The sequence below is a fragment of the Collimonas sp. genome, assembly GCF_035566375.1.
In the GTDB taxonomy this organism is placed as follows: Bacteria; Pseudomonadota; Gammaproteobacteria; order Burkholderiales; family Burkholderiaceae_D; genus Collimonas.
This window is the reverse complement of sequence record NZ_DATMRK010000029.1, coordinates 37,199-63,879: the sequence shown is the minus strand read 5'-3', so window position 1 is coordinate 63,879 and position 26,681 is coordinate 37,199. Positions and strand designations below refer to the sequence as shown.

Genomic DNA, 26,681 nt, shown 5'->3' with positions numbered 1-26,681 from the left:
GCGGCAATCACTTGGCGGCGGCTTCCTTGAGCGCCTGCAGAATGTATTGACTTACCAGAGCGCTCTGCTCAGGGTCGGTCAATGTCGGCACCACGATCTTGCAAGGCACAATCCGCTTGATGCGCCCGAGGTTGAGCGGAACCGCCTGGTTGCCGCTCCATGTCACCGCCGCGCCGGCGAAATTGGACGGCGGAGGAGCGACCTCGACGTCAATCTTCACCTTGGCCATCGTCTCGTTGAAGTATTTGTCGGACCACAACTGCCAGATGCCCACGGGATTGGCCTTGGGATCGTCGTTGCTGAGGACGATGACGTCGCTTCTGGCGCCCATCTGGATTGTCAGCGTGACCGTAATGTTGGGCGCCTTGATCGGTCGATCCAGGAAGAATTTGATGTAGACGTAGCCGACCTCCTCGGGGCCGATCACCGGATTGTGTTCGAGCGTGTCGGTTTCGATCACCAGCTTGGTCGAATTATTGGAGAGATCGACGCGGGCGTCGTCGGACTTGTACACCAGCGTCTTGGTGATCTTGACTTTATCCTTGTCCCAATCGGGTGGACTGGGCTTATCCAGCCGTAAGCGCGCGAAATTGATCAGGTCGTCCGGATTGTCGCGGCTCCATCGGCCCAGGGTTACCGGCGCGGTGGTATCGATTTTCCCGGGGGTGTAATGGAAGCCCTCGGCCACCGGCACCAGTTGCACCTTGCCGTTGGCGCCGATCGGATTGTCGAAGTCGACAAAGCTGACCTGCACCAGAGCCTCGCTAATCGGATCGGCGGTCACGCTATCGCCGAAGTCGATATTTGGCGATGCGACAACCTGGATTTTCTTGAAAAACTCGCCGATGTCGACGATCGAAAGATATTTATCGAGATTTGCCTTGATTGCAGGTTCAAGCGCGTTCAAGGTGCCGGCGACAGTGTCTTCTTTCGAGATCGTTTGATTGAGCTCGAACTGGCTGTCAAACTTGACGCCGTGCTTCTGGTAATTCATTTTGAGAGAGATCGCCGCTCCGCCGCAAGCACCGGTGCTCGCCTTGGCCGGGTCATCGGGTTTCGGCTGCCAGTCAAAAATCTCTGCCTTGACCAGATTCCACGCCTTGTCCTGCATATCCGATACTTGCTTGTCGATCACTTTTTTGGTGTCGGCGTCGACGTCGGTGCCATTCTGTTGAATGATTGTCGTGATGGCGCCGTTGGTGACGCACGATTGATAGTTGGCGGACAGGTCGGCCTGGACCAGGCCCATATAGTTCGCTGCCAACGCGCCTGAAAACTGCTCGAAGGTCTTATCGACATCCACGTGCATCTGGATATCGCAAGCGTTAATGTAGAACAGCAGCTTCATGTTGTAGTGGACGATGAATGGACTGCGCCCGTCTTTGAGCGCGCCCACGATCGCCCCCGCCGCCATCTGATTGCAGGACACCAGAAAGCTGCTGATGCCGGATGCCTCGATGCTGCCATGCCCGGCACCCTGTGCACTGATGAACCATGGCGACTTGTTGTCGCCGGCGCCCGGCAACTGCGGCACCTCGACGGTGACATTATTGTCGACGATCGGCACGATACCTAACAATGGCGGCAGACTCGCCGCGTCGCGCTGGAAATAGCCGGCGATCCTGGCGGGAGGCGGTTGGTGATCCTGCGTTTTCAGCTTGGCCAACGCTGCCGCGACGACGCTATCCGGGACTGCCATCGTCGTCGAGAACGACATGAACGCGCCGCCGGCGTCGACTTCGCCATTCACGCTCGGCGCACCGCCGGGCATCAAAGAATCCTCCGCTGTCATCAAGCCTTTGAACAGGGTCACGCTGAAATCGAAATCAGTTGGCGAATCGGGCCGCTTGGCCAGGTAAATCTGCTTGGGCATATAGTAGAACTGGGTAGCCAGGCCGTTTTGTTTTAACTGCGGGTTGGCGGCGTCCGGAAAAATTTCCAGTGCATAGGTGGTATTTGTCTGGTCATTGATTTCGATCGTGATGAAATCCGGCCCAAACAAGGGGCCCAGTGGGTGGATGCTGCTGTCGATCATGATCGCTGCCTCCAGTGCGTTGGCGGAGAGTATCCCTCAAGCCGGCGTCGAAAAAAGCGTTGCCTGCTTCCAGGTGTCGGCGGACGATAGAAACGTTTGCGTGTCGTCGCTGGACGCCGCCTTGCGCACCACGTTGTTGCCTTCAAAGCACATGCAGTCGCTGCCTTTGCACACTTTTTTTACGACATCCAGATCCATCAACTGATTCTTGCCCGCGCCAGTCATCACATTATTCAAGGCCCCGGCGATCTTGTCGCCGAGCGGCGCCAGCACCACCGCCGAGCTAAACGTGCTGTCGTCTGCAAACTGTATATAGATGATGCCGGTGCCATCAATGCAATCGTTGTTGAAATTCTGGCTGATCCAGGTTGTGTACATCGCGGCCTCCAGCAATTCCGTCTTCGGCGGCAGTACGGATTGCGTGGCTTTCAGTTCATTTTGAATACCTCCGATATACCCTCCGCGTCCACCTTCATCGTTTTGCTTATAGGCGTCTTCGATGGTTTTGAGCAGCGCGCTCCCCGTCTGGTCCTGGGCATAGGCGTTGGTTACCGCGGTGCGGATGGTCTTGATCCAGTCGCCCACTGCCAGGCTCTGGGCGGCTTTTGCGGCACGGTCGATCTCGTCCGAAATTCCATGCAACAGATCGACCAGCGGCCCAAGGTCTGCGCCGGTGGCGTCCTTCACAGCGGAAACGGCGACTTTCTCCGCCATCTTCAGGCCGGACTTTAAAACTACCGTGAGAAAATCCGGCTTAGCCTCTGTCGGCGAGGCAGACTGGACGGTGGTCTGGAAGTTGTCGATAGCCGACAGGTGAACGATAGCGATCTTGGCCTTGGCTTCGACCACGGCTTGGACATAGTCGCGGATGGTCTGCATGTCGGTATCGTAATCAAGCGTCGCAGTATCTGAGGGATCTGGCATGGTGTTCTCCTGGCGTAGGGCTAATCAATAAGCTAAATTCAATAAGCCAAATTCAATAAGCCAAATTCGCCGGAAACATTGCCTGGATTTCGTGACGACCTGGCGATGTTGGCCACGAACCGGTTCGCTGCTGCTGCTGCTGCCGGCGGCGGCTTCAGGCGAGCTGCCAGCCGCTTCCGTTTTGGATTGCATGCCGCCGCAAGGAGTAGAAATGGCGGTGCTGAATTGGAAAATGCACTTCTCAATTTCCGTTGATATGTTGTTCTTTTTTATAATTTTAAAGTTCCGCAGGGAAACTATTTCTAAATTACATTAGGATATGTTTGCGCCACATTCAAGTTGAACTTTTGTTGCGGGGGATGTATGGCGGCCAGGGACAGTGGCCAGGGACAGCGGCGCAATCGACTTGATTGCGCCTCGGGATCAGGCGGCGCAGCCTTAATTGTATTTGAACTGCGGCTCCGGCTTGACGGTCAGCTGCTGCAGCGAGGCAATCAGGTCGGCAAAACGCTCGCCTTGAATCGTGATGTGCTGGCGCAGCAGGTCGGCGGTCTGATCGCCGTTGCCGGCGATGATGGCTTGCACTACGCCGTCATGTTCCTGATACGATACATTCAAGCGGTCGCGCACGCGTAGCTGCAGCCGCCGGTAAGGCCTTAGCCGGCGATGCAGCGATCTGGCCTGGGCCGCCAGGAAGGCGTTATGGCTACCTTCATAGATGGCGTCATGGAAAGCTTCGTTCTTGTAGAAATAGGCGTCGGGATCATGCGCATCGCGCGCTTCCATGCAGGCCTGGTGCGCCGCCAGCAGGCCGGCGTGTTCGTCGCCAGACATCCTGCGCGCCGCCAGGCGGCCGCACATGGCTTCGAATTCCGCCATCACCTCAAACATCTCCACCAGCTGGCGCGGACCGATTTCGGCGACCACGGTGCCGCGGCGCGGCCGGGTCACTACGATGCCCATCGAAGCCAGCTGAATCAATGCTTCCCGTACAGGGGTGCGGGAAACGCCGAACTTGATTGCCAGGTCGGTTTCATCAAGATGCTGGCCTGGGCGGAACTCACCAACTGCGATCATTTCTTCGATGGTTTCGCGTAGCGATTCCGAGCGATTTTTTGTCGTGAGCATAATTGGTCCGTATCTGGGATTATGTGTATTCGAGATTTGATTGTAAGGCGTATTTATTCGTTGACATGAAAATGTTTTATGGAATACTGTGTATACAAAGAAACATAATAAGAATACATGGCATCTATCTTCAGCAATAATGGCCTGAAAAGTAGCTAAAACTGTAGTGATGGTTTTCCATAAGAGGAGAGGGGATATGTCTTTAATCAGCAGGAGGACGGTGCTAGGCGCGCTCGCGAGCACACCGTTCTGGTCTATGTCGTCAGCCTGGGCGCAGTCCGGCGCCTTGAAAATTTCTCACCAGTTTCCCGGCGGCACCATCAGCGAAGGCGACTTCCGTGATCGCCTGACACGCATGTTCGCCGCTGAAGTCGGCAAGCGTACCAACGGCAGTTTGAAATTCGAAATCTATCCCGGCTCTTCCTTGATGAAGACCAATTCCCAATTCTCTGCACTGCGCAAAGGCGCGCTGGATTTCTCCCTGGTGCCGCTCAACTACGCCGGCGGCGAAGTGCCGGAAGTAAACATCGGCCTGATGCCCGGCCTGGTGACTTCGTATGAGCAAGGCGCGGCCTGGAAGAATGCGGAAGTCGGCAAGGAGTTGTCGCGCATCCTGCTGGAAAAGGGCGTCATCATCGTCAGCTGGATCTGGCAGGCCGGCGGTGTCGCCTCCCGCAGCAAGCCGATCGTCGATCCGGCCGACGCCAAGGGCTTGAAGGTGCGCGGCGGTTCGCGTGAAATGGATATGATCCTGAAAGAAGCCGGCGCTGCAGTGGTGACTCTGCCTTCCAATGAAATCTATGCGGCGATGCAGACCGGCGCGATGGATGCTGCCATGACCTCGTCGACCTCGTTGATTTCCTTCCGCCTGGAAGAAGTATCGAAGAGTCTGACCAGCGGCCGCGATAAAGCCTATTGGTATATGTTGGAACCCTTGATGATATCCAAGGCGACTTACGACCGTCTCACCAAGGAACAGCAGGTAGCGGTGATGGCAGTCGGCGCCGATATGGAGAAGTTTGCCCTGAACGCGGCGCGGCTCGACGATTCCGGTGTGGCTGCGGTATATCAAAAGGCTGGCGCCAAGGTGGTCGACTTGAACGCGGCGACTGTCAAGAAATGGCAGGACATCGCCCGTAACACAGCGTGGAAGGACTACGCTGCCAAAAACGACAACTGCGCCAAATTACTGAAACTGGCTGAGAAACTGCTATGAGCCACGGCTTCGACGCGAAGCCAAACGCCGGGCCTGTGTTGCCAGCCATCCCGGACAATCCGCTAGTGGCAATCCTGGCCGGGGTCCTCGAACGCTTCAATAAGTTAGCCTTATATCTTTCCATGGCAGCGCTGATGCTGACGGCGCTGATCATGACGTATTCAGTGGTGGCGCGTTATTTCTTCCATGTCCCTACCGACTGGCAGGACGACGCCACGGTGTTCATGCTGGTCGGCGTGATCTTCCTGTGCGCCGCTTACACCCAGTCATATCGCGGCCATATCGGCATCGAAGCCCTGGCTTCGATTTTGCCGGCTGCGGTGAACGCCGTGCGTTTGCTGCTGGTCGACCTGGTTTCTTTCGTATTCTGCGGCTTCTTCTCATGGAAATCGTGGGCGCTGTTCCATGAAGCATGGTCGGAGGGGCAGACCACCTCATCCACTTTTGCGCCGCCATTGTGGATTCCCTATTCGCTGATGGCGCTCGGCATGACGGTGCTCGCGCTGCAACTGCTGGTGCAGGTGCTGGCGCGCCTGACGGACCGCGGCACGGCTGCTGATTCAAAGACTGATCCACAAACTGTTTCGGGAGAGTGATGAGTCCGCTTGCCCTAGGTGCTCTGTATGGCATCGTCACCATTGTCGTGATGTGTTCCGGCATGCCGATTGCGTTTGCACTCGGCGTGGTCGCAACCGGTTTCATGTACTACTTCATGCCGGCGTCTTCGCTCGATACGATCACGCAAAACGTCTACGAGGAAATCGCCTCGGTCACCTTGCTTTCGATTCCCCTGTTCATTTTAAAAGGGGCGGCGATCGGCAAATCGCCGGCCGGGCGCGATCTGTATTCGGCGATCCATGCCTGGCTGAATAGGGTGCCGGGCGGCCTCGGCATTGCCAACGTCTTTGCTTGTGCGTTGTTTGCGGCGATGGCTGGCTCCTCGCCGGCGACTTGTTCGGCAATCGGTTCTGCCGGGATTCCGGAAATGCGGCGGCGCGGTTATTCGCCGGGCTTCGCGGCCGGCATCATCGCCGCCGGCGGCACGCTCGGCATCTTGCTGCCGCCTTCGATCACCATGATCCTGTACGCGGTGGCGTCGGAACAATCGCTGGGGCGTTTGTTCCTGGCTGGAGTCGGCCCCGGTGTGCTGCTGGTGATCCTGTTTGCCGGCTACGCCGTGTACCGGGCCCGCAAGGAATACCGGATTGCGCACGAGGTCTATCGCCAGGGCGGGGTCAAATCCGCCTATCTGGATGATGAGCATTTCACCCTGGCGCAAAAAGTCGAAATGCTGCCGCGCGTGCTGCCTTTCCTGATTTTGCTGATCGGCGTGATGATCGCCTTGTATGGCGGTTTTGCGACGCCGTCCGAGACTGCCGGCTTGGGCGCATTGCTGGCGATCGTGCTGATCGCGGTGGTGTATCGCATGTGGCGGCCGCGCGACCTGGCGCCGTTCCTGAATTCGACCATCAAGGAATCCTGCATGCTGCTGCTGATTATCGGCATGTCTCTGCTGTATTCGTATGTGATGAGTTACCTGCATATCAGTCAGTCGGCGGCGCAATGGGTGGTGGCGCTGCATCTGTCGAAATGGCTGTTGCTGGCGGTGATCCTGCTGATGGTGATCGTGCTTGGTTTCTTCCTGCCGCCGGTGTCGATCATCCTGATGACCGCGCCTATCATCTTGCCGCCGCTGCGCGAGGCCGGGTTTGACCTGATCTGGTTCGGCGTGGTGATGACGGTGGTGATGGAAATGGGGCTGATCCATCCGCCAGTGGGCTTGAACCTGTTTGTCATCAAGAATATCGCGCCCGATATTCCTTTGTCGGATGTGATCAAGGGCACGCTGCCGTTCCTGCTGCTGATGTTCCTGGCGATCATCCTGTTGTGCCTGTTCCCTGGCATCGTGACCGGGGTGCCGGATCTGTTGATGGGAGCCAGGTGATGAATGACGCCAATGCCAACGCCAACGCGAACGGCAGCCGGCGCTGGGATTTGCGCAATGCCAATCGGGCACAGCGCTTGCAGCGCGCCGCTGGCGTCCTTGGCAGTGCCTGCAAAGGCAAACTGGTAGAAGCGGCAAGGATCGCCGATCTGCTGTACAGCGTGCTGGAATCCGGCGACCGGGTTTGCCTGGAGGGGAATAACCAGAAACAGGCCGATTTCCTGGCCAAGGCGCTAGCCAGGCTCGATCCGGCCCGCATCAACGGTTTGCACATGTTGTTGTCAGTGCTGGCCTTGCCGGAGCATCTGGATGTGTTTGAAAACGGCGTCGCCGAGCGCCTGGATTTTTCTTTTTCCGGGCCGCAGGCGGTGCGGCTGGCGCGGCTGGTGGCGGCCGGCAAACTGAATATCGGCGCGATCCATACTTATCTGGAATTGTTTGGCCGTTATTTCGTCGATTTGACGCCACGCGTAGCGCTGGTGGCGGCGCAGGCAGCAGACCGCCACGGCAATCTCTATACCGGGCCGAATACCGAGGACACGCCGGCGATTGTCGAAGCCACCGCCTTCAGCGGCGGTATCGTCATTGCGCAAGTCAACCAGATCGTAGACGTCCTGCCACGGGTGGATATCCCGGCTGACTGGGTCAGCTTCGTGGTGGAGGCGCCGACGCCGCACTATATCGAGCCGCTGTTTACCCGCGATCCGGCGCAGATATCCGAGATCCAGGTGTTGATGGCGATGATGGCGATCAAGGGTATCTATGCCGAATACCAGGTGCAGCGGCTGAACCACGGCATCGGTTTCGATACCGCCGCGATCGAACTTATCCTGCCGACCTATGCCGCATCGCTGGGTTTGAAAGGCAAGATCTGCCAGCACTGGGCGCTCAATCCGCATCCGGCACTGATCCCGGCGATTGAAGCGGGTTTCGTCGAGTCGATCCATTGCTTCGGTTCCGAACTGGGGATGGAGGATTACATACGGGCCCGCTCGGATGTTTTCTTCGTCGGCGGCGACGGCTCCATGCGCAGTAATCGCGCCTTCAGCCAGATGGCCGGCCACTATGCTTGCGACATGTTCATCGGCTCAACCCTGCAAATCGATTTGCAGGGCAATTCATCGACCGCCACCGCCGGCCGCATCGCCGGTTTCGGCGGTGCGCCGAACATGGGCGCCGATGCGCGTGGACGGCGCCACGTCAGCCCGGCCTGGTTGAAAGCCGGACGCCAGGCGCGCGACGGCAAGAATCTGATTCCGCGTGGACAAAAACTGGTGGTGCAAATCGTCGAGACTTTCCGCGAACACATGCAGCCGGCCTTCGTCGAACGGCTGGACGCCTGGGAACTGGCAGAACAAGCCGATATGGCGCTGCCGCCGGTGATGATTTATGGCGAAGACGTGAGCCACATCCTGACCGAAGAAGGGCTGGCCAATTTGCTGTTATGCCGCAGCGACGAAGAGCGCGAACAGGCAGTGCGCGGCGTCGCCGGCTACACGCCGGTCGGGCTTGGGCGCGACAAGCGCATGGTGGAGAACCTGCGCGACCGCGGGATTATCCAGCGGCCTGAAGATCTCGGGATAGACAAGCGGCTGGCGACGCGTGACTTGCTGGCGGCGAAAAGCATGAAGGACCTGGTGCGTGCTTCTGGCGGTTTGTACAGCCCGCCAAAACGCTTCAGAAACTGGTAAAGACGGATGAACAGGCTCTAGGAGCTGGTGAATGGAAACCTTGAATTTTCGTTTTGAACACGGTCAGCGTCGCTTGCCTGCTACTGCCCAGTTATCCGGTGTAGTCAGCTCGGGCAATCTGGAAGTGCTGGTCGAATCAGCCGCGCTAAACGGCGCTTGCACGATTGAAATCAAGACCGCCGCACGCGGTTTCGGCGCCATCTGGGAAGCGGTGCTGGGTGATTTCCAGCAACGCTGGCAACTGGCCGATGCGCGTATCGCCATCAACGACATGGGTGCCACGCCGGCGGTGGTCAGCCTGCGCCTCGACCAGGCGCTGGAAGCCATGACAGGGGGCATGCCATGAGCAGTTACCTGGAAGCGAATGCGCGCGAACGTTTATCCGCCGTGCTGGACGCTGGCAGCTTTTACGAATTCCTGCCGCCCGCATTGCGGTTGGTCAGCCCGCATCTGGATCAACTGGATGCGCCGGTATCGTTTGACGACGGTGTCGCCATCGGCCAGGGCCGCTTGTTCGGCGAGTGTGTATTCGTGGCGGCGCAAGAGGGCGGTTTCATGGGCGGCGCGGTGGGCGAGGTGCACGGCGCCAAACTCACCGGTTTGTTGCTGCGCGCAGTACGCGAGCGACCGTATGCGGTAGTGCTGCTGCTGGAAAGCGGTGGCGTGCGCCTGCACGAAGCCAATGCCGGCCTGATCGCCGTGTCCGAGGTGATGCGCGCCTTGCTGGAGGTGCGCGCTGCCGGGATTCCGGTAATCGTCCTGATCGGCGGCTCCAACGGTTGTTTCGGCGGCATGGGCATCGTCGCCCGCTGCGCCAATGCGATCGTGATGTCGGAAGAAGGGCGGCTGGCGATGTCGGGGCCGGAAGTGATTGAAACCGCCAACGGCGTCGAAGAGTTCGATTCACGCGACCGGGCCCTGGTATGGCGTACCTGCGGCGGCAAGCATCGTTATCTGCTGGGCGATTGCCAGCTGCTGGTGGCTGACAGCAGTGCAGCGTTTCGCCAAGCCGCGTTTGAGCTGGCGCAGCAATGCCACGCCAAGGCCGACAGCATCGGCTTGACGCTGGCGGCGCTGGAGGCCGAACAACAGCTATTGCAGGATCGCGTCGACCGCTTTGGCCAGGCTGCCGATCCGCTCGATATCTGGGCCCAGATCGGGATTGCCGATGCTGCCCGGTTGCCGATGCTGGAAGCAGAGGCTTTCGTGACCGCTACCGCCGCACTGCGCTTGGGAGCATGAATATGAGAAAAAGCGTGAGCACAAGCGTGGATTGGAAAACCCTGGCGGCGACGCTGTTCCCGGGCGGCCATACGGTGGTTGAACAAGATAATTTTTTAACCGGTACGGCGCAGGTCGACGGCAACACCGTGACGGTGATCGGTACCACCGGCCATGCGGCGATCGGGGTTGAAATCGCCTTGATGCAGGCGCAGGCGATCCTGGCCACGGTGCGTAATTTTCCGCAGCGGGCTATCGTGATCCTGGTCGACACCCAAGGTCAGCGCCTGCGTCATCGCGATGAAATGCTGGGCATCAACAGCTATATGGCGCAACTGGCAAAATGCATAGATCTGGCGCGGCGCCGGCAACACAAGATCGTCGGCCTGGTATACGACCAGGCCCTGTCCGGCGGCTTTATCACCAGCGGCTTGATGGCTGACGCTTGCTACGCCTTGCCGCAAGCTAGCATCCGCGTCATGGGCCTGGCCGCCATGGCGCGGATTACCAAGGTGCCGGAAGCAAGATTGACGGAACTGGCCAAGAGCAATCCGGTATTTGCGCCCGGCGCCGTCAATTATCTGCATATGGGCGGCATCGAAGCGATCTGGGATGCCGATCTGGCGCAGCAATTGATACTGGCGCTGAATAGCGCCAACCCGCAAGACCAGCGCAGCGCAGCCGGCCTGCAGCGCGGCGGCCGCAGCCAGGCCTGGACGGTAACGCAGGCGGTGATCGATCATGCTGGCCCGCCATAACCTGGTCTGGCTCAGCGCCGACGGCTGGCAACGCGCAGCGGCTTCGATGGCGGCGGACTATAGGGCTGTGCTGGAGCGCTGGCAACTGAATGCCTGGCCGGCGGTCATGCGTCGGCGCGAAGCCGATACCCCGCCGGATCAATTGTGCCTGGGCTTGGCGCTGCCGCCCGACGCCAACGGCGACAAGACCCGCATTCCGTTCAAGGCGCAGCTTGCCGACATCCAGCGGATTACCGATCCGCTCACATTGAGATTAGCCCTGATGCACGCGCCACCTGGCTGGAGCCCAGCGCTGCACGCCTTTGCCGGCGATTGTCTGCACAGCGGCATCGCGCTGCGGATCTATGGCTCATGGGCATGGCAAATCCTGACGCAGCAAGACTATGTACGCTCGGCTTCGGATATCGATCTGCTGTTTGCGCCCCGCACCGTGGCTGAGTTCAATTGTGGCGTCGGCTTGCTGGCGCAATATGCAACGCAGCTGCCGCTGGATGGCGAGATCGTTTTCGCTGACGGCCAGGCGGTGGCCTGGAAGGAGTGCCTGCAAGCGCTGCAGGCAGGCAGCCAGCAACGGGTATTGGTGAAGAGCGGGGACGCCGTCAAGCTGACACCGTTGGCCAGCCTGATCGCAACCCTGGAACACGCATGATGTTGAGCAACTTCCCGGCTGACTCACCAAGCAGAGCGGCGCTGCCGTCGCCACAGCTGCGCCGTGAAGACATGCAACGGCAGTGCGTGCGCCAGCAGCGGACGTTTTGCCTGAGGCTTGGGCAATTGGCCTTGCGCAGCCTGTATCGCGAATTGCAGCTTTATCCAAAACCCGGCCTGGTGTCGCCGCTGGACAGCGGCAGCCATGATGACATGGACGCCGGCACTTTCATGCGCAGCCTGTTTGCGCTGCGCCATTATTTCATCCGGATTACACGGGCCGGCATGGCAGGCAAGGAATTCGCCATGTTGAAGCAATTGGGCATGGACGCCGAGCAAACCATGTTGCAAGCCACCGGCGGCGTCAACACCCATAGGGGCGCGATTTTTTGCCTCGGTTTGCTGTGTGCTGCGGCCGGTTATTGCCGTGGCCGCAGCATGCCCTTGCCCTTGTCGGCCGCGGCGATCCGCGCCACCCTGCTGATCCAGTGGGGCGATGGCTTGAGTCGCCATATGCAAGAGCGGGCGGTGATCTCGCATGGCCGCCAGGTGGCGCAACAATATGCGGTCAGCGGCGCCAGTGAAGAGGCAGCCCTGGGTTTCCCATCATTGTTCGAGATCGCCCTGCCACGCTTTCTGCAGACGCTGGGCGCCGCGCGCGGCTACGATGCGGCCGCGATCGATACCTTGTTCGCCTTGATGGCGAGCATCAGCGACACCAATCTCTACCATAGGGGCGGCCCGGCCGGGGCCGACAAGGTAAGAAGCAGCGCACGCCAGTTCCTGGAGGCGGGCGGCAGCGCAACAAATGATTGGCGCGAGCGTGCAATTAGTTGTCATAAGGTATTTATTCGGGATAAGCTATCACCCGGTGGCGCAGCCGATTTATTGGCCGCCACTTATTTTCTGCATGGGCTTAGCTACCTGCGGTGATCGAGCGCCTGTGCCGATCGGCCCAGCCGTTATCGGTCTACACGCACTCCATTGAATTGACAGTGATCGGCAAGGATGGTTACGTACTGCTGTATTCCACAGCGTCCACATAGAGATCGAACATGACTGCGCGCCTGGCGCTTCTGTGCCCGGGGCAGGGCGGGCAGCATGCCGCCATGTTCGATCTGGCGGGCTCCGATCCGGCTGCCGCAGCATTGTTGCAGCAGTGGTTGCCAGAGACGCAGCTAGGGCAGCCGCTGCAGCAGATACTGGCTGACGATGCGCTGCTGTTTTCGAACCGGCTGGCGCAGCCCCTGATTGTGGCGGCGACAGCCGCGGTCTGGTCGGCTTTGCAGCCGCTGTTGCCAGGTCCCGCATTGGTGGCCGGTTATAGCGTAGGCGAGATCGCCGCCTACCATGTCGCCGGCGCTGTTTCGGCGCCGCAAGCGATCCGGCTGGCGGCTTCGCGCGCAGAATTGATGGATGCTTGTTTGCAGGCGGAATCACCTCAGGTCTTGTTCGCGGTGAACGGCGTCGCTGTCCGCTCATTAGCCGCCTTGCTCGCGCAGCACTCTTTGTATGTGGCGATCGAGACCGACGCCGATAGCTGTATCGCCGGTGGGCTGGCGCGGGATATGCATCTGGCGGCAAAGGAGATTGCCCATCTGGGCGGCAGAATCCGCCTGCTGCCGGTGACGGTGGCTTCCCACACGCCCTTGATGGATGGCGCTGTGCTACCGTTCGCGCAGCAGTTGCGGCAGGAGTTTTCAGCAGATCCGCAGTTGCCTGTGTTGTCGGGATTAAGCGGCCAGGCGCTGATAAAAAAAGAACAAGCGATAACCGTGCTGTCGCAGCAAATGGCGCAAACCATACACTGGAGCGCATGCATGGACGCCTGCGCCGAGCAGGGTGTGACGGCGGCGCTGGAACTGGGCCCGGGAGCGGCGTTGGCGCGCATGTTGCATGCCCGTCATCCGCAAATTGCCTGCCGCTCGGTAAGCGAATTCCGTTCGCTGCAGGGTGTGCGCAGCTGGCTGCAGCGCTTGTAAGATGAGCAACAGAAAACAAGGGCTGCTGCTGATTATTTACGTTTCGTCTACGCGATCAATCAGCATGTTTACAAAATATTTACCTGGTAACTGCTAGTCTTATTTACGAGCCTGCCGGTAGCCACGATTGCGGACGCGATCATGCCGTCAGTTTTTTTGTAAGCGAGATGAAAGATGCAAAAGATACTGGTCCCGGTTGACGGCTCTGACTATGCGTTGCGAGCCGTGCAATACGCCGGTTCGATGGTCAAGAGCGTGGTCAGGAGCGGCACACCCGCACAGATCCATTTATTGAATGTGCAAGAACATCTTGATGGAAAAATTCAAGCTTATTTATCTCTCGATAAAATCAAGGCGATGGAAACTGCGGCGGCCGATCAGGTATTGCAGCCAGCCAAACGGATGCTCGAAGAGCTAGACGTTCCTTACATCGCCAGCACCCGTATCGGCCCGATTGCGAAAAGCATCGTTGATTACGTTCAAGACGAAAAGTGCGACTGTATTGTCATGGGCACCCATGGCAGAGGAGCTCTGGGCAACCTGATCCTGGGTTCCACCATGAACAAAGTGATTCATCTGGTGCATGTGCCGGTGACGCTGATTAGATAACCGAATGCGCGCATCACGTCGTCGTCAAAGGTTTTATGTGTAGCCAGCCCCGGTAGTCAGCCCCTCAGCCCACCTTCATCGGCAGCAGCACCATGTGCTTGCCCGTCAAGTGGAGGCGTTGCTGAATTTCCAGCGGCGTCTGGTTATGCAGCCACGCGGTGAGGAAATTGACGCGCGCGAATACCAGCTTGCTGGCGAAACATACGCTGTTGGGGTATTCATCCATGACTTTTTCGGCGAGCGTGGCGAACTCCGCAACCGGATCCGTGCCGAATGCGACGCGATACTCTGTGGCCAGCTGGTGCCGGTTGCAACTCGCCGCGTAGTAGCGCAAAGAGGCTTCGATCACCTCCCGCAGGCGATGCAACTGCTCCTGGCCTTCGTAACTCTGCGCATCCACCTCGCCCACGGCGAGGAACACGAAGTTCTTGAAATGGCCCGGGAACAAGCGCTGCACCCATAACAAGGCGTGCATGCTGGCGCCACGGTGTTTCCCCACCAGCACTATCGCGGTCGGCAGTTCATGATCGATCTCAGGTAAATCGCCAGCTTCTGTGACGGGCGCCGGTTCAGAAAAAATTGCGTCAGCCTGAGCCAATTGCTCCCGCGTTTCGTTGTAATGGCGGCGGATCAGGAAACACAGCGCGATCACGCTACTGGTGATGACAACCGTCAGCCATCCGCCCGCCGCAAATTTCTCGTACAAGGTGACCGCCAGCACACTCGCTGTGAGGGTAAAACCCATGGCTGACAGTCCCAGCCGCAGCAGCCAGTTGCTTGCTTCTTTGCGGTTGCGCCACCAGTAAATGCACAAACCGAATAATGACAGGCTGAACGTCAGGAACACGTTGATGCTGTACAGGACCACCAGCACCGACACATCGCCGCGCGTCCATAGCAGTATCGCGAGGCTGGCGGCGCCCATCACGATCACGCCGTTTTGCCGCACCAGACGGGTCGACAAGTCGCGGAAATGGCGTGGCACCCAATAGTCGGACGCCATGTTCGACAGCACCGTCGGGCCATCCAGAAAGCCGGTTTGCGCGCCAACCAGCAGCAAGCCCGCTTCCAGCGCCAGCACCAACGCCAGCAAGCCCTGTTGCAGGACAGGCGTGCCCCATCCGAGCTGCTCGATGATCCGATGAAACACCACCGCATTCAGGGTTTGTCCGGCAACCGGCTTGGCTTCCCACAAGACGTATAGCAGGATGATGCCGCCGGCGGTAAATGCCAGCGACGCCGCCATGTAAAACATGGTCCACTTGCCGTTGAGTACGCGCGGTTCCGCCAGCATATTGACATTATTGGAAACCGCTTCAAGTCCGGTATACGTCCCGCCCCCCAGGGAATAGGCGCGCAACAGCAAGGAAGCGACGAAGATCCAGCCCATGTTATGCGACAGGGTAGACGTCACCTCCAGCGTATGGGGAATCAGCATCGGCAGGTGTTGCGCGTGGCTGAACACGCCATACAGGATCAATCCCAGATGGAGCACGACGAAACCGACGAAGATCGGCAGCAAGACCAGGATCGATTCCTTCATCCCCCTGAAATTCAGAACGCACATCAACAGGATCAGAATCAGTTCGGTTGCCAGCTTGAAGGTCTGGGCGCCGAGCGGCAGCAGGCTGAAAAACGCATCGACGCCGCTGGCGAGCGAAGTCGAGATGGTGAGGACATAGTCGACCAGCAGTGCGGCGCCGGATACCAGCCCGGCACGCGGCCCGAGCAGTGCGGTGGCAACCTTGTAGCCGCCGCCGCCAGTTGGGAATAACTCGATGACCTGGTTGTAGCCGACCGAGATGATGAACACGGTAAGCGCCGTGGCCAACGCTAAAAACAAACCTAGTTGCGGATAGGAACCAAGGGCCAGGAAGGCTTCTTCAGGACCATAGCAGGATGACGAGAGACCATCCGCACCGAGGCCGACCCAGGCAAGTATCGGTGTTACGGCAATGGCATGGCGCGTGCTCGGATTCAGCGGATCAAGAGCGGCGCCGATAACGAATTCGCGGATTTTTTTTAGGGAAGCCATGTTGCTCCCGTGTAAAGCTTGGATGCGTTGTCGAATATGCCGATACGCGCATCCCGTGGCAATCACGGAGAGCCGTATCGTTCCATACTAATCCACGGATCCAGGCTTATCAATCTGATTACGCGCAGATTTGCTGCGCTCGGGCGCAGCGGTGCGGCGATATCGATCAGAGTCCGGGATATCAATTCAGTTACAACTCAGTTGCGACAGTGGGTCAAATCAAAATTCAGCACCCCTTCGTAAGCATTCATCATGTGGGCCAGCTCAGAAACCGAGCTGCCTTTCTTGCTATCAATGGCGAAGGCGATGAAATGCCATTTCGCATGTCTGTCCTGAGAATTGATCGACAGCGAGCCGGCGGCAATCTCATAGCCATGCTCCAAAGCGATCTTGCGCAGCGCATCCTCGCGCGGGACAAAGCCCTTTTCGAACTCAACCAGGACGGCCACGCCGGCACGCGACGGCAGCCAGTATTCAAGCTTCGCTACCCAAACCATGCACATGGTGGATAGCAGCGTGAGCGATATCGCCGCTATGTAAAAGCCGACACCCACCAGTATCCCAATCGCCGACGACGCCCAAATCGACGCCGCGGTGGTGAGTCCCCTGATATTCAGGCCTTCTTTCATGATTACACCGGCGCCAAGAAAGCCGATGCCGGTGACGATACCTTGCACTACCCGGGTCGGGTCCGGATTGATGGGCAGGCCGGCGTGGCCGCCGTACCAGAGCGCCGGGTAGCCGACGAAGACAGTCAGTCCGGCCGAAGCCATGCATACCAGGCCGTAGGTGCGCATGCCGGCGGCGCGGCCGTGATAAGCCCGTTCGTAACCGACCAGCGCGCCTAAAAACAAGGCTCCCAGCAAGTTGAAGAATATGAGGATATTGGCTGTGGTCTCGGGGGCAGACCAATACGCGGCCAGCGCATTAAATGAAAGAATGTCCATACCTTTTCTTTTTGGGTTTTTTTTCAGTATCCCGGGAATCGGCTTTAGAGTAAACCTCACTGTGAAATGGCGCCTTTGGCGTCGTCGGTGAAGTAAGAGATCGTTGCCAGGACCGTAAGCAGCAGGCTGAGCGGGTTTTTGTAGCGATGCCACAAATGCTTCCACCAGCGCAAAGTCTGCACCTGCCCGATTTCATTGAGCTCGCCGTTGATAACGGCTGGTGCTATTCAAACGCAGCTAAGTGGGGTCAGAGTGAACTTTCTGCGCGCCTTTTGCAGAAACTTCACTCTGACCCCACTTAGCGGGCCACGGAGTACATACCTCATCGCTGAAGAAGTACAAGACCACTTGGTGCGCTCTGCCTTTCTCCGAATCCGTCATGTGGGGTCGGAGTCAAGTTGGCGATGAAGCACTGCAGAAATTGACTAACCCCGTTGACTCTGACCCCAGATGACTCTTGCTGTGGCGATGTCCTCAGCCCTGCGCTGTTTGCGCCGGCAGAATTATCTCAACCGCATGCTCATGCTTGTCGTCCTGCAGCGCAATCACCATGTCCGCCTGCGCCACCCCGTCCACGGTGACTTGCGTGCTGGCGCCATCTGCACCGCTTTGTTTCACCACGATCTGGTACCCGGTGTCGCGATAACGGTAATCGATGCGATAGCCGTCCCAGTAATGCGGCAGGCATGGCGTGACGTATAGTTTGTCGCCTTCCAGCTTCAAGCCCAGCAGCGATTCCACGATCAGACGGTACATCCATCCGGCCGATCCGGTATACCAGGTCCAGCCGCCGCGGCCGCTGTGCGGCGCGCCGGCATAAACGTCGGCTGCAACAACATAAGGCTCGACCTTGTAAGTGGCAATTTTCCGGGCAGTCTTGCCATGGTTGATCGGGTTGATCAGCCGCATCAATTCCCAGGCTCGCCGCTGGTCGCCGAGCTGGGCAAACGCCATCACGGTCCAGATCGCCGCATGGGTGTACTGGCCGCCGTTTTCGCGCACGCCGGGAACATAGCCACGGATATAGCCAGGGTCTTGATCCGATTTGTCGAACGGCGGATCCAGCAGCTGGATGATGCCCTCGTTGCGCCGCACCAGGTGCTGGTCGACCGCCAGCATTGCGGTCCGTGCCCGTTGCGGATCGCCGGCGCCGGACAAGACTGCCCAGCTTTGCGAAATCGAATCGATCTGGCATTCGACGTTCTGGGCGGAGCCAAGCGGCGTGCCGTCGTCGAAATAGGCGCGCCGGTACCAGCCGCCGTCCCAGCCGTTGGCGTCGATATTCCGTTTCAGCAGCAGCGCTTCAGCCTGACAGCGGTCGGCGAACGCCTGGTCTTTGTGACCGGCGGCGATGGCGGCAAAGCCTGTCAGCACCTCATACAGGAAAAAGCTGAGCCAGATGCTTTCGCCCTTGCCTTTGTCGCCGACCTTGTCCATGCCGTCATTCCAGTCGCATGATCCCATCAGCGACAAGCCATGCACGCCAAATCGCAGGCCTCTCTCGATGGCGCGCACGCAATGCTCATACAGCGTCGCCACCTGACTGGAACGGGTCGGCAGGTCATAGTAGGAATCCTCATCCGGGTTGAGTGCGCGCCCTTCCAGAAAATGCGCACTCTCGTCCAGCACGGTGGCGTCGCCGCTACTGCTGATATAACGATGGACTGCAAGCGGCAACCACAGATAATCGTCGGAGCAATGGGTGCGCACGCCGCGATCGCTAGGCGGATGCCACCAATGCTGGACATCGCCTTCGATGAATTGATGGGCCGCGCACAGCAGCAGATGGGCGCGCAGCAGCTGCGGCTGGCAGTGCACCAGCGCCATGGCGTCTTGCAACTGGTCGCGGAAACCGAAAGCGCCGCCGGACTGGTAATAACCGCTGCGCGCCCACAGACGGCAGGCGATGACCTGGTACATCAGCCAGCCGTTGGCGAGCAGATTCAATTCCTGGTCCGGGGTTTCGACCTGGATTGCGCCCAGCGTGCACTGCCAGTACGCGTGCACCGCTTGCAAGGCCTCATGGGCGGCAGCCGCACCGCGATAGCGTTGCACCAAGTTGCTGACATCGGTGTGGCGGGTATCGGCCATGCCGAGGATAAAGACGATCTCGCGTTGCTGGCCTTGGTTGAGTTCGAATTGCATCTGCAGCGCGGCGCAAGGGTCGAGACCGGCGCCGATCTTGCCTGACAGGCGCTGCCTTTCCATTGCCGCCGGCTTTTGCAGAGAGCCGTTGCGGCCGATGAATTCATTGCGGTCGCCGCTGACGCTGCGCGCACTTGCATCGACATCGAAGAACGCGGTGCGCTCGGTGAATTCGGTGTTGTAGGGATTGCGTGCAAACAGCGCGCCGGTGGCCGGATCGGTTTCGGTGACAATGTGCATCGCGGTTTTTGGGCGCAGATCGCCGAGCACCCATTCGACGTAGCCGGTGGCGGACAGCTTGCGCATGCCGTCGGATTCGTTACGCACTCGCAAAACCGAATATTTGACCGCCGCATCCATCGCCACATACACCGTCAGCTCAGACACAATGCCATCCTCGACATGTTCGAACACGCTATAGCCAAAGCCATGCCGCGTTACGTAGTCGCCCGTGCCGCGCCGTGGCAGCGGGGTGGGTGACCAGTAGCGCCCGCTTTCCTCATCGCGCAGATAGAACACTTCGCCGCCGAGGTCGCTGACTGGATCGTTGGCCCATGGCGTGAGACGGAATTCATGCGCGTTTTCGCCCCAGGTATACGCTTGTCCGCTTTCCGAAACGACGCTGCCGAACTCCGGATTAGCGAGGATGTTGACCCAGGGCGCGGGTGTGAGCTGGTCGCTGGAAGTTGTGATGACATATTCCCGGCCGTCAAGCGTGAAGCCGCCGACGCCGTTGGCCAGTTGCAGATCGCGGCCAGGCAGCTTGAATTCCCGGGCGATTGCCGGCGGCGCCGATTCGAATGAAGACGCAAGTGGCGATGTGAATGAAGACGTCAATCCAGGCGTCAGGCGCGGCACGCGGATTTCCATCAGGCTGCGGCGGTTGATCTGTTCGGCCAGCGTGCCGCTGCTGTCGCTCAGGATGATCCGCGCCACCGATTGGAACAACACCCGGTCTTCATCGGAAATCTGATCGATCAGGCGCACGAATATGCCGCCCGGGCGGTCGATCTGGTGGGCGCCGGTAACCGATGAAATCAAGCCCAGGATCTGCTCTTGCAGCAATTGCCGATAACTGGCGTGGTCCTCGTTCCAGATCACCAGGTCAACCGCCAAGCCTTTAGAACGCCAATAGGCGTGCGCCTGCACCAGCTGGCGCACCAGTTCGATGTGTTCCTGGCTCTTGAGACGGACTAGCACGATCGGCAGGTCACCGGAAATGGCGTAACCCCACAAGCCGGATTGGCCCCGGTGATTGCGGAGCAGGACGCTGGCGTCGGCGCGCAGCAGCGGGTTAACGTAAATCACCGAATTGGCGAGCCGGCTATAGAGTTGCGCATCGGCTTCGCTGGCGTTGAGCTGGCGCAGCACCACCTGGCTGTGCGGCCAGGACAACTCGACTACGCGGTCAGCCAGATGGCGGTCCTGGTATTTCTCGATCAGGCCGAGGCAGATATCGCGTGAATCGCCGATGCCGGTCACCATGTCGATGGTGGCGGTTTGTTCTGCATCCAGCGTGATCTGGTAACGGATGGCGACGATAGGATCGAGCACCGGGCCGGCGTTGCCTGCCAGCGGCCCCGGCTCGCGCATCGCTCGCGGCGCGGCGACGGTATTGCCACGGCCGATAAACTGCATGCGATCGGTCTCATACGACACCGTGCCGATATCGGCGCCATGCAGGGCCATCAGATGGAACATCCATGGCATTTTTTCATGCATCGAACGCGGCCGGCGGGTGCACAGGATGGCGCGCTGCGGCGCCACAATTTCGGTTTGTACGAACAGCTTGCTGAAGGCCGGGTGGGTGGCGTCGGCCGCGGCCGGCGCCAGCACCACTTCGGCGTAGCTGGTGATGTCGATGGTGCGGCGGCTGTGCGAACGATTGACGATGCGGGTCCGGCGCAGCTCGATATCATCTTCTTGCGAGACGACGATTTCGGTATGCATGTCGAAATTATTGTCGCGCCGGCGGAATTCGGCGCGGCCTTCGGAGAAAATGACTTCATAACTATCCGCTTGTGTCAGCGTCGGCTGAAATGCGGTTGACCAGAAATTGCCGGGTTCGCCGTCGTTCAATTCACGCACGTAGCAGAAGGTGCCCCAGTTGTCGCGCGTGCTGTCTTCCTGCCAGCGGGTGACGGCCTGATCGTTCCAGCGGCTGCGGCTGCCGCCGGCGCTGGTGACCATCACGTGATAGCGGCCATTCGACAGCAGTTGCACTTCCGGGGTACGCGGATCGGGGCGTTGCAATAGCCGCATCTGTATCCCTTGATCAGCTGCGACGGTGCGGATGTCAGCCAGTTCTGTGGTGTTCGAATAAGTTGCGCTGGCTTTTGGCACACGCTCGTGCAGCAGCGACATGGTGGCCTGGAACATGGGGTCGGATTCGAAGCGCTTTTGCATCGGGCGCTCAAGCAGCAGGTAGGCTAGCGACAGGAAGCCCATGCCTTGGTGATGGGCCATGAAGGAGCGGATGACAACGCTGCTTTGTCCGCGCGGCAGGCGCGACGGCGTGTAGTCGATCGCTTCGTAGAAGCCGTATTCGCCCTCGAAACCTTCGGCCGACAATTGCTGCAAATTGCGGCAGGCTTCTTCTGGCGCCACCATCAAGGCCATCATCGATGCATAGGGAGCAATCACCAGGTCGTCGCCCAGGCCGCGCTTGAAACCGAGGCCAGGCACGCCGAAGGCGCGATACTGATAATTGAGACTGGCGTCGAAGATGTGATAACCCGATTCCGACATGCCCCATGGCACGCCGCGTTGTTGGCCGTAGTCGATTTGCCGCCTTACCGCCGATGCATAAGTCTGGCCGAGCAGGGTGTTTTCAAAGTTGGGCATCACCAGCAAAGGCATCAGGTATTCGAACATCGATCCGCTCCATGACAGCAGAATCGGATCGCCGCCGGCGATGGTGAGCTGGCGCCCCAATGCGAACCAGCTTTCTTGCGGCAGCTGGCCTTGAGCGATGGCGACGAAGGTGGCTAGCCTGGCTTCAGAGGCCAGCAGATCGTAGAAACTGCCATCGCGCCGGCGCTCGGTGACGTTGTAGCCGATGGCCAGCAGATGGGTGGCTGGATCGTACAGGAAGCCGTATTCCATGCGGCCGAACTCGGCGGCTTGCGTCACCAGCTGTTCGACCAGTAGCATGCGTTCGGCGGCGTGCTGGCTGCCTTCGGCCACTAGCCGGCTGAGCAGCGATAGCGTTTCGGTCTGGCGCTGATCGGTGTGGCCGAGAGGCTTCGCTTCAAACAGCGGCGCCAGATCGGCATGGATACGCGCCAATTGACGCAGCGTCGGGATCTGATCGAGTTGCGGCAACTCGCCTATCCATTCCGCCGGCGCCAGCGCGGCTATCCACGGCGCCAGGATATTCAGTTCGTCCAAGGCTTCGCGGCACTGGCCGGCTAAGGCGCGAGCCCAGACATTGAGCTGGGTATCCGGAACGGGGGTGAGGCCGGCGACGAAAGCGGCGGCGCAGTGGCTGAGGCCTTGCAGGCAATCGTGGGCCACGGTCAAGGTGGCCGGCGCCGATTCGCAAGTGGCCATCAAGTCTTTTTCGAAGGAAATCAGTTTCGCCAGCGGTCCACCGCCCGCGGTGTCGCGCAGGATTTCGTAAGTATCGCGGATGCCGGTGAATACGCGCGCATTGAATATAGGCGTATCGAGCAGGTCGCTCAAGCCCGGCCGCAGCGTCAGCAGATGGCCGGCCAGATTGCCGCTATCCACCGCCGAGACATACATCGGGTGCAGCGGTTTCAGATACTGGGTGTCGTACCAGTTATAGAAATGTCCCTGGTAGCGCTCCAGCGAGGCCATGGTCTGGAAAGTGTTCTGGGTTCGCTCCAGCAGTTGCCCCGCAGGGATGTAGCCGAAATCATAGGCTGCCAGATTGGCCAGCAGGGACAGGCCGATGTTGGTGGGGGAGGTGCGCCGCGCTACCACGGCAACCGGGTATTCCTGCACATTGTCGAGCGGCAGCCAGTTGTCCTCCGGGCCGACATAGGTTTCGAAAAACAGCCACATCTTGCGCGACAGCGATTTCAGGAAGCGTGTCTGTTCAAGCGACAGCTGCGCCGGGCGGCGTGCAATCGGCCGGCTGATCCAATACGCAATCAAGGGCGAGAGCCACCACAGCAGCAGGATCGCCGCAGCGGCGCCCAGCGCGGATGGATTCTTGACCACTAACCCGGCCGTCGTCGCCAGCGCAAGGGTGGGAGCGATCCACATCATTCGATAGTAGGACAACAAGCCGGACAACCAGCCGTTGCTGGCCTGGCGGTTGAGTTCGCTGGATGGCTTCCATTCCAGCAGTTTGCGGTGCGAGATCAGTATCCGCCACTGGGTGCGGATGATGGCGTCGAGGTTGAGCGCAGCTTCATACGGCAGGAAAATCAAGGTCAAGGCCGCATGCGAGAAATGCTGGACGGCGGCCCGCAGCGAGGCCGAGAAATGCTGGCGCAACAGCACATCGTCCGGCTTGCGCAGCAAACTCAGGATGCTGGCGCAGATGGATGGCGTCAGCAAGATGCCGAGCCCGGCGCAAGTCCAGAACCAGGCCGCAGGCAACGCTATCCAGCCGATCAGCAGCAAGACCGTCAGCGCCAACGGCGCCACGCTGCGCCGCAGATTGTCGAACAGTTTCCAGCGCGACAAGGCAGACAGCGGATTGCGTTGATGGCCGATCTTGCCGCTGGCAACATCGCGGGCGCCCGGTACCCTGGGCAGCAACCAGGAAGCTATCTGCCAGTCGCCGCGGATCCAGCGGTGACGGCGGCTGATATCGGCGCTGTAGCTGGATGGATATTGCTCGTACAACTGGACATCGCTGAGCAGGCCGGCGCGTGCATAACATCCTTCCAGCAGGTCATGGCTGAGCACCCGGTTCTCGGGCATGCGGTCCTTCAATGCTTGTTCGAAGGCGTCGACATCGTAGATGCCCTTGCCGACGAAAGAGCCTTCGCCGAAGATATCCTGGTAAACATCGGAGACGGTGCGGGTGTAGGGATCGATGCCGGTTTCGCCGCCGCACAGCAGTGCGTAGCGCGAGGCGCCGGCGCCCGGCAGGCTGGCCGCGACGCGTGGCTGCAGGATGCCGTAGCCGTCGATCACACGCTGGCGGCCGGCGTCGTACAAGGCGCGGTTCAGCGGGTGCGCCATGGTGGCCACGAACTGCCTGGCGGCGTCGCGCGGCAGTTCGGTATCGGTATCGAGAGTGATCACGTAGCGGACGTTGCCCAGTCCTTCTGTATTGCCGACGATGCGCGAGAAGGCCGCAGTGGCAGCCGCGCCAGCGCGCAAGAAGGCGTTCAGATCAGCCAGTTTGCCGCGCTTGCGCTCGTAGCCCATCCAGGTTTTTTCTTGCGGGTTCCAGAGCCGCGGGCGATGCAGCAGCAGGAAACTGTCTTCCTGATTTTCTTCCTGATTTCCTTCCTGCCTCTGATGGTATTTTTTGTTCAGTTCCAAGATGTTGTGTTCGATGTGTTGCAGCAAGCCGTCATCGCCGGGCATGATTTCGCTGTCGGCGTCGGCGAAATCGGTCAGCAGGCAAAAGCGCAGGTTGATGTCGCAATTGGCAAGGTAACGGACCTCAAGCGCTTCTGTCAGGCTATCGATATTCTGTTGTTCCGAGAGTATCGTCGGCACCACCACCAAGGCCCGCGATGCGGCCGGAATGCCCTCTGAAAAATCCATGCGCGGCAACGGGTGCGGTATGGCGATCACGGTAATCAGCCAGTTGACCATGGCGTGCGCCAGCTGACTGCCGGCGATCAGGGCCAGCACTGCGACCAGCGCCAACAGCCAGTCGCTGGCGCCGCCGGCATAGGCTTTGGCAACGATGGCGCCGCTGACGATCAAGGTGAGCAGCAATATGCTGGACAGATAGCTGCTTAGAGGCGTGGCCTTGCCTGCGCGTCGCAGCGTCTCTATCGAGGGTACTTTAAAAGCCACGGCTTGTTCCAGCTGCGGCAGGCCTTGGCCGATCAGGTAGTAGCCGACATGCGCGCTGCGCTGATCGGCGCCGTTCGGTATTGCATCCTTGCTTGCAAGCCGGATTGCGTGCTCGGCGATTTCAGCTTCCGTGAAACTGCTGTGCCTGGCAATTCTTTCAATCACATGCCGATACTGATCGCGCGTAGAGAAATCCATGCGGGCATAGACGTCGACCGGATCCTTACGCAGGGTATGGTCAACCACGCTCATGGTTTCGACGAACTCGCGCCAATCCATGGCGCTCAGAAAACGCAGGCTGCCGATGCTGTTGCTGATCGATACCTGATCGGCGGCTTGTTGCTGGGTTTCGATCTGGACCAGTTGTTCTATGGTGTGGCCGGATTCCGCCAAGCGTTGCGAGAGCCAGGTCAAGGGCAGGGTCAGCGCCGAGCTGTGCCCTTGCAGGCGGCGTACCAGTTCTGCCACGAATGAACTATCCAGCGGCGGATTGGAGCGCGCCATGTCGGCTACCAGCAGGATCAGGTTGCTGGGGTCGCTTTCGGCGCTCTCCACCATGGCGTCGGCCCAGGAATCGGCCAGGTTGCGGTTGAGGCGGGTCTGCGCCAGATGGGCGGCGACGCGCCGCAGGTTTTCGATCAAGGCCAGGCGCAGCATGATAGGAATCGCCCACAGCTCACCCAGTTTCAGCGGCGTGACTTGCTGGTAGGCGGCGACAAAGCGGCTCAGGCTTTCAGGATCGACGCGGCCGTCGCCGTGCGAAATGGTTTCCAGCGCAATGTCGTACACCCGTGGCCGTCCGGCCGAGCTGCCGCGCAGCAGACGGGGCAATTGCTTGCTGTAGTTTTTTGGCAGATGGCGCTTGGCGGTGCGGATCTGTTCTTCGATCAGATAGAAATTATCGAGCAGCCATTCCGCCGCCGGCGTCACCTGGCGCCCGGCCTTGATGGCCTCGGTCAATTGGCTGCAGGCGTCGATGATGGTGTTTTCATTGTCGGCCAGACGCGCCAGCAACTGGTCGCGCCAGCGCTCGCTGCTGAGCTTGTGAGCATTCGCCAGGACCCGGCCATGTTGCTCCATCTGCAGGGCGCTGAACAACTCTGCGCGCAGCGGCAATTCATCATTCGCCGGACCATTGCGCGTGCTGCCGGGCAGCAAGGCGTGTTTGATGTCGAGCAGATTATCGGCTAGGGATTTGTTGTCTGATTTCAATTCTGGCGTTTCTTTTTATGCAATGAAACTGGAGGAATCGGATCACACGGTGTAGATAAGATGTCAATGATCTGATTCAGGCCCTGTCGGGCATCGCTTGTGTTTGCTTGTGTCGCTTGTATCGAAGCCGACAACGAAGCAGACAACAGAAGCAGACAACAGAAGCAGCTTGCCGCAGCGGCAGCAAACGCAGGACAGGGGACGGTAGAGATTGGGGCCGTAGGAATACC

At 59.5% G+C, this 26,681-nt stretch carries 18 protein-coding genes; 11 read left to right on the top strand and 7 right to left on the bottom strand.

The annotated features are described in order from the left end of the window. Window positions 1-7: 7 nt before the first annotated feature. From VNZ60_RS08375 to VNZ60_RS08365, 3 genes are all read right to left on the bottom strand, one after another. Entirely contained in the window at window positions 8-2,035 is a 2,028-nt protein-coding gene (locus tag VNZ60_RS08375) for a hypothetical protein (protein ID WP_325658023.1), read from the bottom strand. 36 nt (window positions 2,036-2,071) lie between these two features. Further along, entirely contained in the window at window positions 2,072-2,959 is an 888-nt protein-coding gene (locus tag VNZ60_RS08370) for a hypothetical protein (RefSeq protein ID WP_325658021.1), read from the bottom strand. Window positions 2,960-3,397: 438 nt separating this feature from the next. After that, entirely contained in the window at window positions 3,398-4,087 is a 690-nt protein-coding gene (locus VNZ60_RS08365; protein WP_325658019.1) for a GntR family transcriptional regulator, read from the bottom strand. A gap of 196 nt (window positions 4,088-4,283) precedes the next feature. On the opposite strand from VNZ60_RS08365, the gene dctP reads away from it, so the two are divergent. The 11 genes from dctP to VNZ60_RS08310 all read left to right on the top strand — a co-directional run bounded on the left by dctP (window position 4,284) and on the right by VNZ60_RS08310 (window position 14,157). Further along, on the top strand, window positions 4,284-5,303 hold the full coding sequence (gene dctP / locus VNZ60_RS08360) for a TRAP transporter substrate-binding protein DctP (protein WP_325658017.1): 1,020 nt from the start codon (window positions 4,284-4,286) through the stop codon (window positions 5,301-5,303). Further along, entirely contained in the window at window positions 5,300-5,899 is a 600-nt protein-coding gene (locus VNZ60_RS08355; RefSeq protein WP_325658015.1) for a TRAP transporter small permease, read from the top strand. Before dctP ends, VNZ60_RS08355 begins: the two co-directional genes overlap by 4 nt. Then, a complete protein-coding gene (locus VNZ60_RS08350) occupies window positions 5,899-7,248 on the top strand; it encodes a TRAP transporter large permease (RefSeq protein WP_325658013.1) in 1,350 nt (449 codons plus the stop codon). The genes VNZ60_RS08355 and VNZ60_RS08350 overlap by 1 nt, the downstream gene beginning before the upstream one ends. Next, complete coding sequence (gene mdcA, locus VNZ60_RS08345; RefSeq protein WP_325658011.1) at window positions 7,248-8,939, top strand: malonate decarboxylase subunit alpha; 1,692 nt, start codon at window positions 7,248-7,250, stop codon at window positions 8,937-8,939. The genes VNZ60_RS08350 and mdcA overlap by 1 nt, the downstream gene beginning before the upstream one ends. A gap of 31 nt (window positions 8,940-8,970) precedes the next feature. After that, complete coding sequence (mdcC, locus tag VNZ60_RS08340; protein WP_325658010.1) at window positions 8,971-9,285, top strand: malonate decarboxylase acyl carrier protein; 315 nt, start codon at window positions 8,971-8,973, stop codon at window positions 9,283-9,285. Further along, window positions 9,282-10,181: a biotin-independent malonate decarboxylase subunit beta gene (locus VNZ60_RS08335; protein WP_325658008.1), complete on the top strand. Its 900-nt coding sequence runs from the start codon at window positions 9,282-9,284 to the stop codon at window positions 10,179-10,181. The genes mdcC and VNZ60_RS08335 overlap by 4 nt, the downstream gene beginning before the upstream one ends. A gap of 26 nt (window positions 10,182-10,207) precedes the next feature. Beyond that, window positions 10,208-10,918 carry a biotin-independent malonate decarboxylase subunit gamma gene (locus tag VNZ60_RS08330; protein WP_325658343.1) on the top strand — a complete coding sequence of 237 codons (711 nt, stop codon included), beginning with the start codon at window positions 10,208-10,210 and terminating at the stop codon, window positions 10,916-10,918. Then, window positions 10,902-11,567: a malonate decarboxylase holo-[acyl-carrier-protein] synthase gene (mdcG, locus tag VNZ60_RS08325; protein ID WP_325658006.1), complete on the top strand. Its 666-nt coding sequence runs from the start codon at window positions 10,902-10,904 to the stop codon at window positions 11,565-11,567. Before VNZ60_RS08330 ends, mdcG begins: the two co-directional genes overlap by 17 nt. Beyond that, the gene (gene mdcB, locus VNZ60_RS08320) at window positions 11,564-12,499 is read left to right on the top strand and encodes a triphosphoribosyl-dephospho-CoA synthase MdcB (protein ID WP_414648799.1); all 936 of its coding nucleotides are present in this window, start codon (window positions 11,564-11,566) and stop codon (window positions 12,497-12,499) included. Before mdcG ends, mdcB begins: the two co-directional genes overlap by 4 nt. A 122-nt stretch (window positions 12,500-12,621) precedes the next feature. After that, window positions 12,622-13,548 carry an ACP S-malonyltransferase gene (locus tag VNZ60_RS08315; protein WP_325658004.1) on the top strand — a complete coding sequence of 309 codons (927 nt, stop codon included), beginning with the start codon at window positions 12,622-12,624 and terminating at the stop codon, window positions 13,546-13,548. A 174-nt stretch (window positions 13,549-13,722) separates the two neighbouring features. Beyond that, on the top strand, window positions 13,723-14,157 hold the full coding sequence (locus VNZ60_RS08310; protein WP_325658002.1) for a universal stress protein: 435 nt from the start codon (window positions 13,723-13,725) through the stop codon (window positions 14,155-14,157). 64 nt (window positions 14,158-14,221) lie between these two features. Here the strand turns inward: VNZ60_RS08310 and VNZ60_RS08305 are convergent, their stop codons facing one another. From VNZ60_RS08305 to VNZ60_RS08295, 4 genes are all read right to left on the bottom strand, one after another. Continuing rightward, on the bottom strand, window positions 14,222-16,192 hold the full coding sequence (locus VNZ60_RS08305) for an APC family permease (RefSeq protein WP_325658000.1): 1,971 nt from the start codon (window positions 16,190-16,192) through the stop codon (window positions 14,222-14,224). Between the two features lie 197 nt (window positions 16,193-16,389). Beyond that, window positions 16,390-17,139, bottom strand: coding sequence for an MgtC/SapB family protein (locus VNZ60_RS08300; protein WP_325657998.1), 750 nt, complete (start codon window positions 17,137-17,139; stop codon window positions 16,390-16,392). 56 nt (window positions 17,140-17,195) lie between these two features. Then, entirely contained in the window at window positions 17,196-17,330 is a 135-nt protein-coding gene (locus tag VNZ60_RS25240) for a hypothetical protein (RefSeq protein ID WP_414648802.1), read from the bottom strand. A 283-nt stretch (window positions 17,331-17,613) separates the two neighbouring features. Continuing rightward, window positions 17,614-26,451: a glycoside hydrolase family 94 protein gene (locus VNZ60_RS08295; protein WP_414648798.1), complete on the bottom strand. Its 8,838-nt coding sequence runs from the start codon at window positions 26,449-26,451 to the stop codon at window positions 17,614-17,616. Window positions 26,452-26,681: the final 230 nt, after the last annotated feature.

What these genes read in the sequence shown, in the direction of transcription:
- VNZ60_RS08375 (WP_325658023.1), bottom strand. Translation starts at nt 2,035, where the DNA reads ATGATCGACAGCAGCATCCACCCACTGGGCCCCTTGTTTGGGCCGGAT.
- VNZ60_RS08370 (WP_325658021.1), bottom strand. Translation starts at nt 2,959, where the DNA reads ATGCCAGATCCCTCAGATACTGCGACGCTTGATTACGATACCGACATG.
- VNZ60_RS08365 (WP_325658019.1), bottom strand. Translation starts at nt 4,087, where the DNA reads ATGCTCACGACAAAAAATCGCTCGGAATCGCTACGCGAAACCATCGAA.
- dctP (WP_325658017.1), top strand. Translation starts at nt 4,284, where the DNA reads ATGTCTTTAATCAGCAGGAGGACGGTGCTAGGCGCGCTCGCGAGCACA.
- VNZ60_RS08355 (WP_325658015.1), top strand. Translation starts at nt 5,300, where the DNA reads ATGAGCCACGGCTTCGACGCGAAGCCAAACGCCGGGCCTGTGTTGCCA.
- VNZ60_RS08350 (WP_325658013.1), top strand. Translation starts at nt 5,899, where the DNA reads ATGAGTCCGCTTGCCCTAGGTGCTCTGTATGGCATCGTCACCATTGTC.
- mdcA (WP_325658011.1), top strand. Translation starts at nt 7,248, where the DNA reads ATGAATGACGCCAATGCCAACGCCAACGCGAACGGCAGCCGGCGCTGG.
- mdcC (WP_325658010.1), top strand. Translation starts at nt 8,971, where the DNA reads ATGGAAACCTTGAATTTTCGTTTTGAACACGGTCAGCGTCGCTTGCCT.
- VNZ60_RS08335 (WP_325658008.1), top strand. Translation starts at nt 9,282, where the DNA reads ATGAGCAGTTACCTGGAAGCGAATGCGCGCGAACGTTTATCCGCCGTG.
- mdcG (WP_325658006.1), top strand. Translation starts at nt 10,902, where the DNA reads ATGCTGGCCCGCCATAACCTGGTCTGGCTCAGCGCCGACGGCTGGCAA.
- mdcB (WP_414648799.1), top strand. Translation starts at nt 11,564, where the DNA reads ATGATGTTGAGCAACTTCCCGGCTGACTCACCAAGCAGAGCGGCGCTG.
- VNZ60_RS08315 (WP_325658004.1), top strand. Translation starts at nt 12,622, where the DNA reads ATGACTGCGCGCCTGGCGCTTCTGTGCCCGGGGCAGGGCGGGCAGCAT.
- VNZ60_RS08310 (WP_325658002.1), top strand. Translation starts at nt 13,723, where the DNA reads ATGCAAAAGATACTGGTCCCGGTTGACGGCTCTGACTATGCGTTGCGA.
- VNZ60_RS08305 (WP_325658000.1), bottom strand. Translation starts at nt 16,192, where the DNA reads ATGGCTTCCCTAAAAAAAATCCGCGAATTCGTTATCGGCGCCGCTCTT.
- VNZ60_RS08300 (WP_325657998.1), bottom strand. Translation starts at nt 17,139, where the DNA reads ATGGACATTCTTTCATTTAATGCGCTGGCCGCGTATTGGTCTGCCCCC.